Origin of the sequence: Lysinibacillus fusiformis (assembly GCF_016925635.1) — a bacterium.
Classification (GTDB): domain Bacteria; phylum Bacillota; class Bacilli; order Bacillales_A; family Planococcaceae; genus Lysinibacillus; species Lysinibacillus fusiformis_F.
Window position 1 is genome coordinate 3068783 of the sequence record NZ_CP070490.1, and the last position, 17334, is coordinate 3086116.

The window sequence follows — 17334 nt, forward strand, 5'->3', positions numbered from 1 at the left end:
ATTCCAAATGCTTTTTTTATGCTTTAGTAAGGAACCGCGAGTAAATATACTGCTTTCGCGAGTATTTAGTGATCAATCGCGGGTAAACGCATAGCTACCGCGAGTATTTAGTAATCAATCGCGGGTAAATACATAGCTTCCACGAGTAATTGATAAGGTTAGGATTACAGGTTTATCTCGAGAGTAGATCAAAGTCATTGCTCTAATGATTCCTTCATGTTACCCTAATAGTAAATTTAGTCCTTTTTATTGGAGGTAAGGTTTTACAACTAACTATCCTTATAAAGGACTTTTTCTATAGAAAAAAATGTTTTATGTGTACTTAAATGGAGGAGTTTTTTATGGCAGAAAGAGGTAGACCTAAAGGCGCAAGTGGAGAAGAAAGTCGCGCATTATTACTTGAAATTGCAGCGAAAGAGTTTGCGCAGCATGGATATCATGAAACGAAGGTGAGTACTATAGTAAAAAGTGCATCATTAAGTCAGCCTACTTTTTATCTGTATTTTAAAAATAAAGAGGCCATTTTTGAAGAATTAGAAAATCTTTTTCGCTTACGAATGATGGATTTAGCTAAAAAAAGCCGCTTACAGCCTGCATTGGAGCAAGGGACAGTAAGAGCGCGTATTATCTATAATGTTAAGGAATTATTAGCATTTTTTGCCAAAAACCCTAATTTAACACGGATTGGCTTTTATTTATCAACAAAGGCTGATGAAATAAAGGTACAAATTGTCAAGCAAATTAAAGAGAATCTGGATTATGAAGTAGATGCTGGCTACTTTCGCAAAGATATAGATACACATATAGTGGCAGAGTGCTTAATAGGCATTATTGAGCGATTAACATTTGTTCAACTACTGCCAAAGCTAAAAAAGCCAGAAGAGATAGCCACTGAAATTGTAGACTTACTCATTGAAGGAATGTTGAATAGAGAACAAAGTGTCCAATAGTTCAACTGCACCGTTAGGGAAAAAGGAAAATACAAATTTTTTCTTTTTTGTAGTTGAATATTACTTTTCAGTAATATAATATGAAATTGGAAATAAGTAACGGTTATAGCCACTAGATATTGTTATACATGTGAGTCTATTTATTTTAGTAGTAAGGCATATCAGATAGGAATCTACAGAAAGAGGGGAAGATATGGCAACAGTTGTATCGTTTTATTCGACAGGGTAGCAGTGCTTGGAATTCAAACGATGACGCAAAATGGTATTTTGTACCTTTATATTATTTTTGAGTAATATAAGTTGGAATTTGATAGAGTAACGGTTATAGCTTTTATTTCTAGAATATTGGATCCTATTTGGAAGACTCATACAAAAAGAGGTTATTTTTATAAAGTAATAAGAAAGAAGGGCTGTTATGAGAAAAGTGTGGCAACAGTTGATGTTGCTTTTTACCATCTGTTTATTATTTGCACAAGCTTTATTTGGTAGTATAACTGTGTCTGCAACAGCTAATGAGCCACTTACAATTATCCTGACAACAGAAGGAGAACCTTATATAGAAGGACATATCGCTTTAAATCCTGTCACGATCCAAATGGCAACTTCCTCGATTGATAGTGAAGGTATGCAAGTAGAGTGGTCAGTCAATGAAGGGGATACATGGGAGATATTCGATATGATGGATCCACTTGTCTTAACTGATGCAGGTGATTATTCAATTTGGTTTAGAATTATCGGACAACCAAATATCAGTAAGCATACTATTCGTGTTGCAGGATCTCAGCCTTCACTATTATCGGAAAGTAATTCCATTATTTATGTGAATCTGAATACTGTTGAAGGAAGTAATGATGGTACAAATTGGGTAAATGCCTTTGATAATTTACAATCAGCATTAGATAAGGCACAAAGTGGAGATCAAATATGGATTGCCCAAGGAACATATACGCCAACTAGAAAAGTGAATGGTAATGATCCACGTAGTGCAACATTTCAAATGAAAAATGGCGTGGGGATTTATGGTGGTTTTAAAGGTGATGAAACGACATTAGCAGAGAGAGATTTTGAGACATACAAAACCATATTAAGTGGCGCACTACCTAATGGTAGTAGTGCTTATCATGTTTTTTTCCATTCCTATTTCCTAGAGTTAGATAAAACAGCAGTTCTCGATGGTGTCACGATTACGAAAGGAAATGCTAATGGGAGCACTATGGATTTATATGGAGGAGGTATGTTCAATATTAGTAGAAATAGTCCGACTTTAACGAATGTTAATTTTTATGGTAATAAAGCGGGCCTTCAGGGCGGTGGACTCTACAATCATAGTGAAAGTAATCCTATCTTAACAAATGTGACATTTACTGAAAATGAGGCTGGCTTCCAAGGTGGCGCTATCTATAACTATAATAGTGGACCGACTTTTCAAGATGTAATTTTTGAAAAAAATAAGACAACTGGGTCACAAAGTGAAGGTGGGGGTATCTACAATTATGGGAGTAGTCCTATTTTAACAAATGTAACATTTATTGAAAATGAAGCAGAGAATAAAGGAGGGGCTATGTCCAATACGAAACAAAGTAATCCTAGTTTAACAGGAGTGAGTTTCGATGGAAATAAGGCCTTAATTTCAGGGAAAGGAGGAGGAATGTACAATAGCGAAAGTAGTCCAATGTTAACAAATGTACAATTTAATAAAAATGTAGCAAGCTATGATGGAGGTGGTATAGCTAATGAGATGAGTAACCCGACCTTAATAGATGTATTATTCACCAGCAATACGGCAAGTAGTTATGGGGCAGGGATGTACAATGCAAGTAGTGATCCGAGCCTAGACAATGTAATATTTATTGGAAATGAGACATTTATGTATGGAGGGGGTATGTACAACGATAATAGTAACCCAACTTTAACAAATGTAACATTCAGCGAAAATAAGGCAGGGTATGGAGGGGGGATATTTATAACTGGTCGTGACAGTACCCCAGTCATAAGAAATACGAGATTTAATAATAATCAGGCACTTCAGATAGGTGGAGGTGTTTTTACTTCCAATTATAGTAGTCCTAGCTTTGATGAAGTGAAGATTAATCAAAACCGTGCCATCAATGGAGCTGGTATGCATAATCAAGATAGCAGTCCAATTATTATGAATACTTTATTTAGCGGAAATACAGCAAACTATGGTGGAGGGGCTATGTCTAATAATGGTTCTAGCAGCCCGATTTTGACAAATACAACATTAACAAGTAATGATGCATATATTGGAGGGGGCCTGTTCAATCAAGATAATAGTAGCCCTAATCTAAGAAATGTATTATTCACTGGAAACAAGGCAGAATTTGAAGGAGCTTCTATAAGTAATGACTCTCCAAATAGTAATATAATCTTAACAAATGTGACTATTAGTGGGGATATTCCAAGATATGGGGAGAGTGCTATTTATGGAGGTGATCTAGTTAGTAAAATTCAAAATACTATTATTATTGGAAATAGTAGGAAAATTGCTATTTCGAATTATAAGGGCAAAGTTGAAAATAGTTTGCTAGATGTACAGGTAGGAAGGAATGTACGAGGGAAACTTATTGATGGGGACGGGAATACTACAGATACATCCAACTATATACCAACAGATATTTTTATGGATTCTAGCAAGAAAGATTATCGCTTAAAAGTTGACTCACCAGCAATAGATAGAGGGAAAGTTAATTATCCTGAATTAGCAGATGTAACAACAGATATTGCTGGCAACAAACGTATTCAGGGAATAACAATCGATCTAGGCGTATATGAAGTGACACCATTCTACTCAGTAATATATGATGCAAATGAGGCAACAGCGGGTCAAGTACCAGAGGATAGTGCACAGTATGAAGAAAATCAAACGGTGACAGTCCAAGGAAATGTCGGCCAGTTAATGAGGACGGGCTATACATTTACGGGATGGAACACCAAGGTAGATGGAAAAGGTATAGCGTATAAAGCGAATGACACTTTTCGAATAGGCACAACAAATGTGATCCTTTACGCACAATGGACAAAAAAACAAACTGCAACATATACGGTTACCTATGATGCAAATGAGGCAACAGCGGGTCAAGTACCAGAGGATAGTACACGGTATGAAGAAAATCAAACAGTGACAGTCCAAGGAAATAGCGGCCACCTAGAAAAAGCAGGTTATACATTTGTAGGATGGAACACCAAGGTAGATGGAAAAGGTATAGCGTATAAAGCGAATGACACTTTTCAAATAGGCACAACAAATGTGATCCTTTACGCACAATGGACAAAAAAACAAACTGCAACATATACAGTTACCTATGATGCAAATGAGGCAACAGCGGGTCAAGTACCAGAGGATAGTGCACAGTATAAAGAAAATCAAACGGTGACAGTCCAAGGAAATGTCGGCCAGTTAATGAGGACGGGCTATACATTTACGGGATGGAACACCAAGGCAGATGGAAAAGGTATAGCGTATAAAGCGAATGACACTTTTCAAATAGGCACAACAAATGTGATCCTTTACGCACAATGGACAAAAAAACAAACTGCAACATATACAGTTACCTATGATGCAAATGAGGCAACAGGAGGTCAAGTACCAGAGGATAGTACACAGTATGAAGAAAATCAAACGGTGACAGTCCAAGAAAATAGCGGCCACCTAGAAAAAGCAGGTTATACATTTGTAGGATGGAACACCAAGGCAGATGGAAAAGGTATAGCGTATAAAGCGAATGACACTTTTCAAATAGGCACTTCAAATGTGATCCTTTATGCACAATGGGCAAAAAAACAAACTGCAACATATACAGTTACCTATGATGCAAATGAGGCAACAGGAGGCCAAGTACCAGAGGATAGTGCACAGTATGAAGAAAATCAAACAGTGACAGTCCAAGGAAATAGCGGTCACCTAGAAAAAGCAGGTTATACATTTGTAGGATGGAACATCAAGGCAGATGGAAAAGGTATAGCGTATAAAGCGAATGACACTTTTCAAATGGGCACAACAAATGTGATCCTTTACGCACAATTGACAAAAAAACAAACTGCAACATATACAGTTACCTATGATGCAAATGAGGCAACAGCGGGTCAAGTACCAGAGGATAGTACACGGTATGAAGAAAATCAAACAGTGACAGTCCAAGGAAATAGCGGCCACCTAGAAAAAGCAGGTTATACATTTGTAGGGTGGAACACCAAGGCAGATGGGACAGGAACAGTGTATAAAGCAAATGAAACTTTTCCAATTGGTAAAGTGCATGTCATATTATATGCTCAATGGATAGTAAATCCACCATCATCAGGTGACAATACCACATCACCCAACGATAATGACTACTCTTCATTATCAACTGTGAAAATCACTTTTCATACAAATGGTGGTACACTACTTCCTCCACAAGAGATTACTTATAATACAAAAATACGTGATTTACCTTTACCTACCAAAGATGGTTTTCGCTTTGATGGCTGGTATGAGGATGCAGCATTTAAAATTGAATGGGATGAGGATACAGTTATTCGAAAGAATATAGTAATATATGCAAAGTGGATACCTTTGCTAGTGGACGAATCAGACACACCACTACCCAAAGAAATGGTAAGGTTTTATGATATGGATAGCCATTGGGCAAAAGAGATAGTTGAGGAACTAGCGATACTTAAGATTATCCATGGTTATGAAGATGGCACTTTCCGTCCAAATGAACCGATTAGTCGTATGCATGTGGCAGTATTATTTGCACGCGCCTTCGAGTTTGAATCAATTCGCTCAGCAAAAGCCTTTTCTGATATAGCAACAAATCATGTCTACTATGAAGAGATCAACACGCTACAGCAAGCGGGAATTATTGATGGGATGGGTGACACATTCCATCCAGTAGAAGCTATTACACGTGCACAAGTAGCAAAAATTTTAGCAAAAACATTACGACTACCTTCTGAGGGTACAAGTTCATTTAGTGATGTTTCTAGTAATCATTGGAGCACGGGTTATATTGCAGCACTAGAACAGGCTGGGATTGCATTTGAGAGTAATGGTGAATTTCATCCCGATGTGCCAGTAACACGTGCAGAGCTAGCGACATTTTTATACAGGGCACTCCAATTTTAAATATCTTTTTGTGTAATCTAACAGCTTCACATCGTTATGAACACAGTAAAATCAAATATTACTTTAGGATAATATAGATTAGCTAGAAATAGATATTTTTATTAAAACATTGAAGCTACTTAATTTAAAGAAGACAAAGATGATGGATATTACGAATAATGTGTAGCAACAAAGGGAAAAATATTTTTTGTTTGTAAATAGTCTAATAGATAGAGGAAATTATAAATTAAGTTAGTCTATTATTAGAAGTAAGAAAATACTGATTTTTCTATTTTTCTTGTTGTATATTACTTTGAAGTAATATAAAATCGAAAATAAGTAGTGATTATCATTAGCTTATCTGATGGTTGTTCACTCAATAAAAAAGAAAGTGAGGTGAAAAATTTTGATGTTTCCACCAATAGTGAATTTCCCAAAAGGTGATACAAAGCCCTTCGGTAAATAATTATTACCTCAAGGTCTGACTTTTTAGTCAGACCTCATCTTTTGAAAGAAGGCTGTTTAACATGCTTGAACCAATATATGAATTAGAAAATGTAACTTTCTACTATAAAAAAGGTAAATTTAAAGCAAATAATGGCATTTCACTGACCATAAATAAAGGAGAAATTATTGGCTTATTAGGGCCGAATGGAGCAGGAAAAACCACATTGATTAAGCAAATGATTGGACAGTTAGCACCAACAGAGGGATCAGTGAAGTTTCATAACCAAGAAGTATCCAAGAATACGAAGTATGTATTGAGACAGACTGCCTATTATTCACAAGAGACTTTTGCTTTATCATTTTTAAAAACATGGGAAGCCATTTATTTTACGGGTAGGTTAAAGGGGCTTTCAAAAAAAGAGTCGAAACAACAGACTGATGACATTTTGCTGAGGTTAGGCATGGAAGCTTATCGAGATAAGCTATTATCAAAGCTTTCGGGTGGCCAAAGAAGACTCATTAGTTTAGGAACTACTTTGATTGGTCAGGCATCCGTCATGATTTTGGATGAACCTACAAACGAGCTAGATCCATTAAAACGGAAATTAGTATGGGACATCATTCGTGAGCTTAACCAAAAGGGTACAACAATTATTTTAGTCACTCACAATATTTTGGAAGCTGAAAAAGTTGTCCATCGTGTGGCTGTTATAGATAACGGAAAGCTTTTAGCCATTGACCATATCGAAAAGCTGAAGAAAAGGGTAGACCAAAGAATGCGTTTAGAAATTTATGCGCAGGAAGCCTCTATTCAAAATATCCAAGACAGACTAAAAGCTTTTGGGCAAGCTGAATTAGTAGAGGATACAAAACTCACCCTGCTAATTGAGAAAAACGCGGTCCGTACTATTATTGAAATAATACAGGATGAGACATTGAACATCAGTCAGTACTCTCTGTTACCTCCAAGTCTTGAAGATGTCTATTCATTACTTCAAGAGCAACAAAGGAGTGAATAGCTTATGAATTCCTTTATTCAATTCTTTGTTGAATTATTTATTCTATTTCGTATACAAATAGCCATCGTAAGGCATCAATTATTATGGATCATTGCAATGTCTTCCATTTTTCCAATGGTTACTTTAGTGTTTCTTGAATTTTTACTGGGTGAATCAAGTTCAGAACAATTGGCACGATTAATTATTGGTAATATGATTTTTAGTATTCTGTTAATGGGAATGAATATTTTAGGGCAGGATATATCGTATCAAAAATTCGGAGGTTATTTTACATATTATTCATCCCTTCCCATCCGTAAAGTTAATTTTATTTTATCTTTGTTGTTTTATGGTATTTTAACTTCCTTACCCTCTTTTATTATTGTATTTACTTTCGGTCAGCAAATTTATGGGGTGAATCTTCATTTCGAGTGGCTTTTAATACCAGTAGCATTATTGGCGATTTTTAGTGTAGTGGGCATTGGTGTATTAATGGGGTTTTTATCTCCAAATCCACAATTTACAAATATTGTAGCCCAATTTTTACTGATGTTTGTCACTTTCTTAACACCAGTTATGATTGAGATGAAAGATCTTCCTATTATTCTTCAGTGGATTTCCTATGTGCTACCCACAACGTATGTAGCGAATGTATTACACGGTATGCTAACTGTTGGATGGTCCAATTCTACATTAATAGATGTTTTGATTCTACTTATTTTTTCATGCTTTTCTTATCTATTAATCAGTAAAAAAATACATTGGCGTGTTCATTAAAATATTAAAAATTGGGAGTTTAACATAGAATGAAAACTTTTGAAACTAAAATAGAACAGTACGCGGAGTTGGTCATTAAAGTAGGAATAAATATTCAACAAGGACAGACTTTAGTGATTTCTGCCTCAATAGCTGCTGCCGATTTTGTTAGAAGGGTTTGTCGACATGCCTATCTCAATGGTGCACATTATGTTTATATAAGGTGGATTGATGAAGAGCTTGCTCGAATTGAATATGAATATATGACAGAGCAAGGCTTAGCCTATACACCTGATTGGCTTGTGAAAGGGTATGAAGAAATGGCGAGTAGTGGTGCCGCTTTTCTTTATATAATTTCACCCCACTTGCAAAATATGGAGGGAGTAGACCCTGTTAAGGTAGAAAAAGCAGAGTATGCTTCTGCACTTGCTTTTCGCTCGTTTACCGAAAAATTGATTAGAATGCAAGTTAGTTGGACTGTTATTGTTTATCCGACGGAGCAATGGGCAGGGTCTATTTTCCCCGATTTAGAGCCCAAAAATGCTCTGGAAAAGTTATGGGAAAAGTTTTTTGAAATACTAAGATTAGAAGAAGAAAATCCACTAAAAGCCTGGAGGCAACATATCCAAACATTAAATAAAAGGGCAGCTTTATTGAACGATAAGTATTTCCGTTATTTACATTTCATTAGCGAAGACACAAATTTAAAAATTGAGCTACCGCAAAATCATCGTTGGGTTAATGGCTTAGAAACGAATGACAATGGAAGTTCATTTATTTGTAATATGCCGACTGAAGAAATTTATACAACACCACTCAAAAAAGGTGTAAATGGGATAGTCAAAAATACAAAGCCATTAGTTTATGAAGGGCAGATCATTGATCAATTTACACTTACGTTTAAAGATGGAGAGATTATTGATTTCTCAGCTGAAAAAGGAATGGAAGCATTACAAAATATGCTTAATAAAGACGAGGGAGCAAGATATATTGGCGAAGTGGCATTGGTTCCTCATGATTCTGCAATCTCCAGAAGCAATCTACTATTCTATCATAATTTATTCGACGAGAATGCATCCTGTCATTTAGCTATTGGGCAAGCCTATACATCAGGCTTGAAAGAAGAAGATCGTGCGAATCTAGAAAACATAAATAATAGTATGATCCATATTGATTTTATGTTAGGTTCACAAAAATTACAGGTCAATGGTATACGTGAAGACGGTACTGTCGAAGCCATTTTAGTGAATGGTAAGTGGGCCCACTAAATAAGGGGGAAAAGGAATGGAAATAGTGCAATGTAAGACTGACAAGGATTATGAAAAATTCGCGGTTTTCTTTTTGCAAAATAGAAATATATTTGATGATATGTATCCAATTTTAGATACACTAGGTAGTTTATATGTCATGATAGAAGAGACAAATCTGCTTCTCTTTCAAAATCCACAACAGGAAGTAATCGCGGCGGCGAGCTATACATTGGGTATACGAGAAGATCAATTTAAAAATAAAAATATCGTTTTTATTGATTGTGCGCTATTAAAAAAAGATTATCAAAATAGTCGATCCTTTGTTAATGGTTTTCTACAAATGCTTAATCATATTTTAGAAGAACATCCAGAAGTGAAGGAAGTCCAGTTTTATGCTTATCGCCATCATGGCTATATTCATCGTCTTTATAAAAAGTTTGCCACGGTTATTGATGAAAAAGAGGGCTATTTTGGTATGCAAGATGTTTTCTCTGTGGAATTTCATCAACTGACTACTTTTTTAGAGGAATTTACTAAAAAACAAACCATTTAAATCAAGCTTATGAGGAAGCATCCAATAGAACGATTTTTTTACACAGTTTGAGGGCTTTATTCAGATGGAACATCGCCACTTCATACCCTTGTCATTGGTGAATAAAAATGCCTAAAGATCTTTCTATTATAGAAAAGAGTGGGGCTATTTCAGGCATTCTTCCTAAAAAAAATGCTACAATAAAAGAAAAAAAGAGGCGATGAACGTGAATAACGTCATTGATTTTATTGCAAAAAAAAAGGAACGTGAAGACCGAAAGCGTGCTCAGGATTTAGAACGTTATGTAGCTACACAATGTAATTTTCAGCAGCCTGAAAATATTGATGCTCTTGTAGAGGACAAACTGATTGAAGTCAAAGATCATACGTTATTTCTTGGCTTTCTATCCATTTTAAAGGATGAGCAAATAGAGCCGCTAGATATTTTTCAAGATGTCTTTTCATTAGAACCTTCTCGTTTTGAGATGTCGTACAATATGAGATGGTGGTCAGTTGTACAACTGGCATTTACATTTTTAACAATTCTCAAGGAAAATGAGCCGCATACATATGCTGATTTTTTAGGTCTCTCCAAATAACCTAGGTATGTGTACGTCTGTAAAGCAAACGTACACATACCTAGGTTTTTCCTTATTCTCCTCATACAACTTTACAATTCTACTTCACTTATTCATTATTTTCATAGATATTTATAATTCCTCAATAATTTTTACTAAATATTTTTAACACCTCCATACTTGCTTAATGTTTGTTTTATACCATTACGGATGTAAGCAAATAAAAATAAAGCAAAACAAATGGAGGGTCCAACACATGGCAATTCAAAAACTGTGGAAAAAAGGTCTAATCGGTGCATTAGCCATTTCCATGTTGGCAGCTTGTTCTGACAGTTCATCTAGTGCAAATGAGGTAAACAAGGATTTATCGCTTGAAGAAATTACAGAAAAAGCAAAAGAAGAGGGCACTGTTAATTCTGTTGGTATGCCAGATACATGGGCGAACTGGGTAGAAACTTGGGAGGAACTCGGGACCGAATATAGCATCAAACACAAGGATACGGATATGTCGAGTGCCGAGGAGTTAGCGAAGTTTGAAGCAGAGAAAGATGATGCTACAGCAGACATTGGAGATGTCGGAATTGCTTTTGGACCAATTGCTAAGGACAAGGGCTTAACATTACCATACAAAACGTCGTATTGGGATGAAATACCTGATTGGGCTAAAGACGAAGAAGGACACTGGATTGTTGGCTATACAGGAACCATTTCTTTTTTGACAGATAAAAATAATGTGAAGAATGCCCCAACATCATGGGAAGATCTGAAAAATGGGAATTATACAGTCAGTATTGGGGATGCATTAACGGCTAACCAAGCACAGTTTGCTATTTTAGCAGCGGCAATGGCCTTTGGAGGGGATGAGTCGAACATCCAGCCAGGCATTGATTTCTTTGCCGAATTAGCGAAGCAAGGGCGTTTACAGGGAGATCCATCAGTAGCGAACCTAGAAAAAGGTGAAATAGATGTTGCAATCTTATGGGATTTTAATGCACTAGGCTATCGTCACCAAATCGATGAGGAGCGCTTTGATGTAGTGATACCAAAAGAAGGGTCTGTCACTTCTGGTTATGCAACGGTAATTAATAAATATGCCAAAAACCCACATGCTGCCATGCTAGCACGTGAATATATTCTTTCAGATGCTGGTCAAGAAAATTTAGCAAAAGGCTATGCGCGTCCGATTCGAGATAAAGTAGACCTTCCTCAGGAAGTAAAAGACTTATTATTACCAGCAGATATGTATACGAATGCACAGCCAGTAAAAGATCAAAAGAAATGGGAAGACACGACGAAGCAAATCCCTCAGCTTTATCAAGAGCAGGTGTTAATCCATGCAAAATAACAAAGTGGTTCTTATTGTCATCGATGCATTGCGTTTTGATACAGCCTGTACACATATGGGATTTTTGCACCATTTAGTCGAGCGTCAGGTGGCTGCTCGCTATAAGATTTGCGCAGAGGTACCATCATTATCCAGACCATTGTATGAGACGATTTTAACGGGTACACCCCCCATTGTGCATGGCGTTACTAGCAATATGACTGTGCGTTTATCGAATCAACAAAGTGTCTTTCATGTCGCAAAGGAGCATGGTTTGTCCACCTCCGCCTCCGCCTATTATTGGGTAAGTGAGCTTTATAATAGAGCGCCCTTTAATCATATGGAAGACAGGCTACAACTTGATACGCAATTACCAATTGACAACGGTATGTTCTATTTTGAGGATCATTATCCAGATAGTCATGTGTTTGCCGATGCAGCATGGTTAATGGATCAAAAGCAACCTGATTTCCTTTATATTCATCCAATGAATGTTGATGATGATGGCCACAAATTTACGGCGGATTCTGCTCAATATCGCAATCGTGTTTTAGCGATGGATGCCTTACTTTCATTATTTATTCCAAAGTGTATGGCACAAGGCTATGAGATAATTGTGACAGCTGACCATGGTATGACAAGTGATGGCAATCATGGTGGAACAACGCATGAGGATCGTTATGTCCCACTGTTTGTCATATCAGATTCCGTAAAGGCTGGTATAAAGGAAGGCATTATTTCGCAATTACAAGTTGCGCCACTGTGCTGTCATTTATTAAATATGAAGCCTGCAGAAGATATGGTGCCACTTTTGCTAGAAGGTGTGTATACAGCAAAAGAGGTGTAACTAGGAGTAGTCGCTCCTTTTAGGTTGGAGCGACTACTATCCCTCTTGAGCCGCAAGTAATTATAGAAAGAAGTGGTTGTGTTGATATCGAAGCGGCAGTCCATTGCTTGGCTTTCGCCTTTTCTTGTTCTACTCTTATTATTTTTCCTAGTACCTTTACTGTATATGCTTATTACGAGCTTTCAAAATAGTGAGGGCTTTACACTGGCGCAATACAAGTCCATTTTTACGAACGATTATATTTTGCAAGGATTTAAAAATAGCATAACATTGTCCGTTATCTCGGCTGTCATTGCATTGTTTGTCACATTGTTTGCTGTCTATGCCATGATGAAGTTTTCTGAGCCAGTACGGGAGAAAATTTTAATACTAACGAACTTAACATCCAATTTTTCAGGCATTCCGCTAGCATTTGCTTTTATTGTTTTACTTGGTAATAGTGGATTATTTACATTGTTATTTGACAAATGGGATATTGATGTGTTGACGTCCTTTTCTCTTTATAGCTGGGGCGGTTTGTTACTTATTTATATTTATTTTCAACTACCATTAGCGCTTATGCTGCTATATCCCATTTATGATGGGATACAGCAGCAATGGAAGGAGGCAGCAGCCCTTCTAGGGGCATCTAGCTGGCAGTTTTGGCTGAAAATTGGTTTACCGGTTATGCTTCCAGGGATTGTGGGAACCTTTAGTGTATTGTTTGCCAATGCAATGGGGGCGTATGCCTCTGCTTATGCATTAACAAGCAGTAATTATAATTTAGTGGCGATTCGTATTGGCTCCTTAATAAAAGGTGATATATTTGCTCAGCCAGAGCTAGCCAGTGCCATTGCGGTCATATTAGCAGTGACAATGGTGACGGCCATGCTTATTAGTGAGTGGAGTATCTCTAAAACAAGGAGGAAAGTAAAATGAAAAAGCGTGGCTTGGCTGATTTTTTCTTCCTTCTGTTAGTGGGGTATTTACTATTACCAGTGTTGGCAACGATGCTCTATGCGTTTGCAACAAAATGGAATAAAACGATATTGCCAGAGGGACTCACATTCAAATGGCTTGCCACATTGTTTCAGGATACCGAATTTATTCAGGCATTTGGCCGTTCAGTACTTTTAGCAGGTGGTGCAGTTAGTATCGCACTCCTCGTTATTGTGCCAGCCATCTTTGTCATCGTCCTGTACTTTCCTAAATATGAGAAATGGATACAGATGGCAGTGGTGATGGTGTATTCTTTCCCAGGAATTATTTTAGCAGTAGGGCTTATACGTGTTTATAGCAAAATAGGTATACCGATGATATTCGTTGTTTTAGGCGCCTATGTTGTGGGAATTCTTCCTTATATCTATCAAGGTACACGAAATAGTTTAAGAAATATAGATGCGAGGCAGCTACTTGATGCGGCTCAATTGCTAGGTGCATCCAAAAGGCAAGCATTCACAAAAATCTTACTGCCTACCGTTTATCCTGGCCTATTTGCAGGCGCATTGTTATCCTTCTCTGTCTTATTTGGTGAATTTGTCTTGATTAATCTTGTTGTTGGCTCTCGCTTTGAAACAGTTCAAATTTATTTAATGAAAAAGCTTAGCACAAGTGGACATATTGCTAGTGCAGTTGTTTTCATCTATCTCGTGCTAATTGGTCTATTAACATTTGTCATTGCAATCGTAACGAAACGATCGAAAGGTGCTACAAATCTATGAGTTATCTTGTTATTGAAGGACTTCATAAAAAATATGGACAAGCAACTGTTTTAACCAATATTCATATGGAAATTCAAAAGGGTGAATTTATCACACTGTTAGGTCCTAGTGGCTGTGGAAAGAGTACCATTTTGCGCATTGTTGCTGGCTTAACAGATGCATCGGCAGGTAAAATTTTGATTGAAGGAAAAGATATGAGTGGCGTACAACCGAAGGATCGTCAAGTGGGCATGGTCTTTCAATCCTATGCACTTTTTCCTAATATGACTGTGCTAGAAAATGTTGCTTTTGGTTTGCATATGCAAAAAGTCAGTAAGGCAGATATTGAACAGCGTGTTCAAGAAATGCTAGCACTTGTTCATTTAAGTGAGAAAGCCAATGCTTACCCGAAAGAATTATCTGGGGGACAACAGCAGCGTGTTGCTCTGGCACGTGCATTAATTGTCCGCCCTAAAGTACTGTTATTAGATGAACCGCTTAGTGCGCTTGATGCTCAAATTCGCAAGAAACTACAAGCCGATTTAAGAGCAATTCAACGAAAATTAAATATGACAATGATTCTTGTTACACATGATCAGGAGGAGGCGATGGCTGTTTCGGATAGAATATTCGTCATGAATAATGGCCATATTGCCCAAAATGGTACACCAACAGAAATCTATACGCGACCGAATAATGAATTTATTGCTAATTTCATCGGTCATTATAATGTCTTTCCACGCCAGTCTTTAGAGAAAATGCTTGGAAAATCTTTAGTAGAGCTATCCTCTAAATTTGCCATTCGACCTGAAGCATTGCATCTCGATCAAAGAGATGGAGATTTGTGTCTCTCCGGAATTGCCAAACAATCATTAATGAGTGGCAATATTATTCGTACTACGTTTGATGGGGAAATGGCGTTTACAATGGAACAACTGCATCAACAAGGCTATTCGATTGAAATGGGAAAAACCTATAAGTGTTATGTCGCACAAGAAGATGTGATTGCATTAGCATGACTTACGCAAAACTGGAAAGATTTGAATTTATTTTAAAACAATTAGATATAGAAGGAAAAATTATTGTTGCCAATATTGCCGATGCCCTTCAAGTAGCACCAGAAACCATTCGCCGAGATTTTGATGAATTAGAGCAACAGCATTTATTATCAAGAGTTCATGGTGGGGCTATTAAATACACAAACGTACGCAATGAACCGGTGTTTTTACGCAAGCTACAAATGCAAAAGGAGGCAAAGCGACAAATTGCTCGTATGGCAGCAAAACGCATTTGCGACGGCGATACTATTGCAGTAGATACAGGTACTACAACAGTGCATATGGCCGATTTTTTATTAGCTGTCGATGATATAACAGTTGTCACGAATTCGATTGCAGCAGCTATTCAATTTAATTTAGCTATTGAAGAACGACGCATGACAGGCAAGGTCATATTACTAGGGGGCACTGCGAATCCAAAACAATCTTCAGTTGCAGGTGCTATGACGTTAGAAATGCTAGATAATATGAATTTTGATAAGGCCTTTTTATCGTGCGGTGGCATTAGTGAGGGCATTGTTTATGATTACGATTTGGATGAATCTCTTATTTCTAAGAAAATGCTCAAGCATAGTAAAGTGAGTTATTTATTAGCGGATGCAGCCAAAATCAATGGCAAATCATTTTTTCAAATCTGTCATCTTGATGAATGTACAGAAATTCTTTGCGAAAGCACTTGTCCATTAGAATGGCAAGCTTATGAGGAAAAATGGACGGTATGTAATGGAGGGAAGAGCTGATGACAATTGATTATCATGTACATTTAGAAGAGGGACCCTATTCATTTCGCTGGCTAGAGCGTACATCACAGGCACTGGCGTTTTTCCATCAGGAGGATGAGATGGAAAAGGGCTCTAAGCAACAAATGACCTGTCAAGTACAGCGGCTAGCACAACGTGTGAAAAATGGCTGTTATAGTGAGGAATGGTTGGATTTATATCTCGAACAGGCAAAGCGGCTTGGCTTGCGTGAGGTAGGTATTGTTGATCATTTATATCGTTTTCAAGAAACACGGCCCTATTTTGAGCGCTTTATGAGGCTAGATGATAGCGAAATTGGACAAATACAGCGCTATTGGCTGGATCGCGTGATGACAGAAAATATAGATGCTTTTGTCACGACCATTCAGCAGGCAAAGGAAAAATGGCGTCAACATGGCATTACACTGAGGCTTGGTATAGAGGCAGATTATTTTGTTGGTGGGGAGGAGGAATTAACGGCTTTACTGGCTGGTTATCCTTGGGATTATGTGATTGGTTCAGTTCACTTTGTTGATGGTTGGGGCTTCGATAATCCGCAAACACAATATTTTTTTGAGCAAATGGATCAGCCCACTTTACAACAAAGTTATGAGCGGTTTTTTGGAGTAGTTGAGCAAATGATTCTTTCTAATATGTTTGATTTTGTTGCCCATTTAGATAATTTTAAAGTATTTAATTATCAAGTGGAGGATCGTACTTTTCTTGAAGTTTGGTATAAACGTATTGCACAGGCACTAACGTCTACTCAAACCGCCACTGAAATCAATGCCGGGCTGTATTATCGCTACCCTGTAAAGGAAATGTGTCCGGGTCCTCTTTTTTTACAAACCTTACTTGACCATGGAGTTGCTTTTACCGTATCCTCTGATGCGCATTTCCCGGATGATTTAGGTAAATATACATTTGCCAATACTGAGCTACTAAAGGGTTATGGCGTTCAAGCCATTGTCGCTTTTGAGCAGCGAGTTAAAAAAATGATCACGTTATAGGTAGAGAAAAGGCACTAAAGTTTCATTGTAGTGCCTTTTATTCGTATTACATAAGTACA

14 protein-coding genes are annotated in these 17334 nt (G+C 37.3%); all 14 read left to right on the plus strand.

The annotated features are described in order from the left end of the window. Nucleotides 1-341: 341 nt before the first annotated feature. The 14 genes from JTI58_RS14885 to JTI58_RS14975 all read left to right on the plus strand — a co-directional run bounded on the left by JTI58_RS14885 (nt 342) and on the right by JTI58_RS14975 (nt 17275). The gene (locus JTI58_RS14885) at nt 342-950 is read left to right on the plus strand and encodes a TetR/AcrR family transcriptional regulator (RefSeq protein WP_205442037.1); all 609 of its coding nucleotides are present in this window, start codon (nt 342-344) and stop codon (nt 948-950) included. Between the two features lie 415 nt (nt 951-1365). Then, nucleotides 1366-6078 (plus strand): InlB B-repeat-containing protein, encoded by a 4713-nt coding sequence (locus JTI58_RS24890; RefSeq protein WP_243456050.1) that lies wholly within the window; start codon nt 1366-1368, stop codon nt 6076-6078. Between the two features lie 506 nt (nt 6079-6584). Continuing rightward, on the plus strand, nt 6585-7523 hold the full coding sequence (locus tag JTI58_RS14920) for an ABC transporter ATP-binding protein (RefSeq protein WP_205442039.1): 939 nt from the start codon (nt 6585-6587) through the stop codon (nt 7521-7523). Nucleotides 7524-7526: 3 nt separating this feature from the next. Then, on the plus strand, nt 7527-8279 hold the full coding sequence (locus JTI58_RS14925; protein WP_205442040.1) for an ABC transporter permease: 753 nt from the start codon (nt 7527-7529) through the stop codon (nt 8277-8279). Between the two features lie 29 nt (nt 8280-8308). Continuing rightward, entirely contained in the window at nt 8309-9526 is a 1218-nt protein-coding gene (locus JTI58_RS14930) for an aminopeptidase (RefSeq protein ID WP_205442041.1), read from the plus strand. Nucleotides 9527-9542: 16 nt separating this feature from the next. Beyond that, on the plus strand, nt 9543-10061 hold the full coding sequence (locus JTI58_RS14935) for a hypothetical protein (RefSeq protein WP_205442042.1): 519 nt from the start codon (nt 9543-9545) through the stop codon (nt 10059-10061). Nucleotides 10062-10260: 199 nt separating this feature from the next. Further along, nucleotides 10261-10638: an ELKS/Rab6-interacting/CAST family protein gene (locus JTI58_RS14940; RefSeq protein WP_243456052.1), complete on the plus strand. Its 378-nt coding sequence runs from the start codon at nt 10261-10263 to the stop codon at nt 10636-10638. Between the two features lie 235 nt (nt 10639-10873). Beyond that, a complete protein-coding gene (locus JTI58_RS14945) occupies nt 10874-11962 on the plus strand; it encodes an ABC transporter substrate-binding protein (RefSeq protein ID WP_205442043.1) in 1089 nt (362 codons plus the stop codon). Next, a complete protein-coding gene (locus tag JTI58_RS14950) occupies nt 11952-12788 on the plus strand; it encodes an alkaline phosphatase family protein (RefSeq protein WP_205442045.1) in 837 nt (278 codons plus the stop codon). The genes JTI58_RS14945 and JTI58_RS14950 overlap by 11 nt, the downstream gene beginning before the upstream one ends. A gap of 72 nt (nt 12789-12860) precedes the next feature. Further along, nucleotides 12861-13706 carry an ABC transporter permease gene (locus JTI58_RS14955; protein ID WP_205442046.1) on the plus strand — a complete coding sequence of 282 codons (846 nt, stop codon included), beginning with the start codon at nt 12861-12863 and terminating at the stop codon, nt 13704-13706. Beyond that, nucleotides 13703-14488 carry an ABC transporter permease gene (locus tag JTI58_RS14960; protein ID WP_205442047.1) on the plus strand — a complete coding sequence of 262 codons (786 nt, stop codon included), beginning with the start codon at nt 13703-13705 and terminating at the stop codon, nt 14486-14488. The genes JTI58_RS14955 and JTI58_RS14960 overlap by 4 nt, the downstream gene beginning before the upstream one ends. Continuing rightward, the gene (locus JTI58_RS14965; RefSeq protein ID WP_205442048.1) at nt 14485-15486 is read left to right on the plus strand and encodes an ABC transporter ATP-binding protein; all 1002 of its coding nucleotides are present in this window, start codon (nt 14485-14487) and stop codon (nt 15484-15486) included. The genes JTI58_RS14960 and JTI58_RS14965 overlap by 4 nt, the downstream gene beginning before the upstream one ends. Further along, nucleotides 15483-16265, plus strand: a complete 783-nt coding sequence (locus tag JTI58_RS14970) for a DeoR/GlpR family DNA-binding transcription regulator (RefSeq protein ID WP_205442049.1) — start codon at nt 15483-15485, stop codon at nt 16263-16265. The genes JTI58_RS14965 and JTI58_RS14970 overlap by 4 nt, the downstream gene beginning before the upstream one ends. After that, on the plus strand, nt 16265-17275 hold the full coding sequence (locus JTI58_RS14975) for a histidinol phosphate phosphatase domain-containing protein (RefSeq protein ID WP_205442050.1): 1011 nt from the start codon (nt 16265-16267) through the stop codon (nt 17273-17275). Before JTI58_RS14970 ends, JTI58_RS14975 begins: the two co-directional genes overlap by 1 nt. Nucleotides 17276-17334 lie beyond the last annotated feature (59 nt).

Coding starts and splice junctions, on each gene's coding strand:
- JTI58_RS24890 (WP_243456050.1), top strand. CDS start 1,366: ATGAGAAAAGTGTGGCAACAGTTGATGTTGCTTTTTACCATCTGTTTA.
- JTI58_RS14920 (WP_205442039.1), top strand. CDS start 6,585: ATGCTTGAACCAATATATGAATTAGAAAATGTAACTTTCTACTATAAA.
- JTI58_RS14975 (WP_205442050.1), top strand. CDS start 16,265: ATGACAATTGATTATCATGTACATTTAGAAGAGGGACCCTATTCATTT.
- JTI58_RS14885 (WP_205442037.1), top strand. CDS start 342: ATGGCAGAAAGAGGTAGACCTAAAGGCGCAAGTGGAGAAGAAAGTCGC.
- JTI58_RS14930 (WP_205442041.1), top strand. CDS start 8,309: ATGAAAACTTTTGAAACTAAAATAGAACAGTACGCGGAGTTGGTCATT.
- JTI58_RS14950 (WP_205442045.1), top strand. CDS start 11,952: ATGCAAAATAACAAAGTGGTTCTTATTGTCATCGATGCATTGCGTTTT.
- JTI58_RS14940 (WP_243456052.1), top strand. CDS start 10,261: ATGAACGTGAATAACGTCATTGATTTTATTGCAAAAAAAAAGGAACGT.
- JTI58_RS14935 (WP_205442042.1), top strand. CDS start 9,543: ATGGAAATAGTGCAATGTAAGACTGACAAGGATTATGAAAAATTCGCG.
- JTI58_RS14925 (WP_205442040.1), top strand. CDS start 7,527: ATGAATTCCTTTATTCAATTCTTTGTTGAATTATTTATTCTATTTCGT.
- JTI58_RS14965 (WP_205442048.1), top strand. CDS start 14,485: ATGAGTTATCTTGTTATTGAAGGACTTCATAAAAAATATGGACAAGCA.
- JTI58_RS14970 (WP_205442049.1), top strand. CDS start 15,483: ATGACTTACGCAAAACTGGAAAGATTTGAATTTATTTTAAAACAATTA.
- JTI58_RS14960 (WP_205442047.1), top strand. CDS start 13,703: ATGAAAAAGCGTGGCTTGGCTGATTTTTTCTTCCTTCTGTTAGTGGGG.
- JTI58_RS14945 (WP_205442043.1), top strand. CDS start 10,874: ATGGCAATTCAAAAACTGTGGAAAAAAGGTCTAATCGGTGCATTAGCC.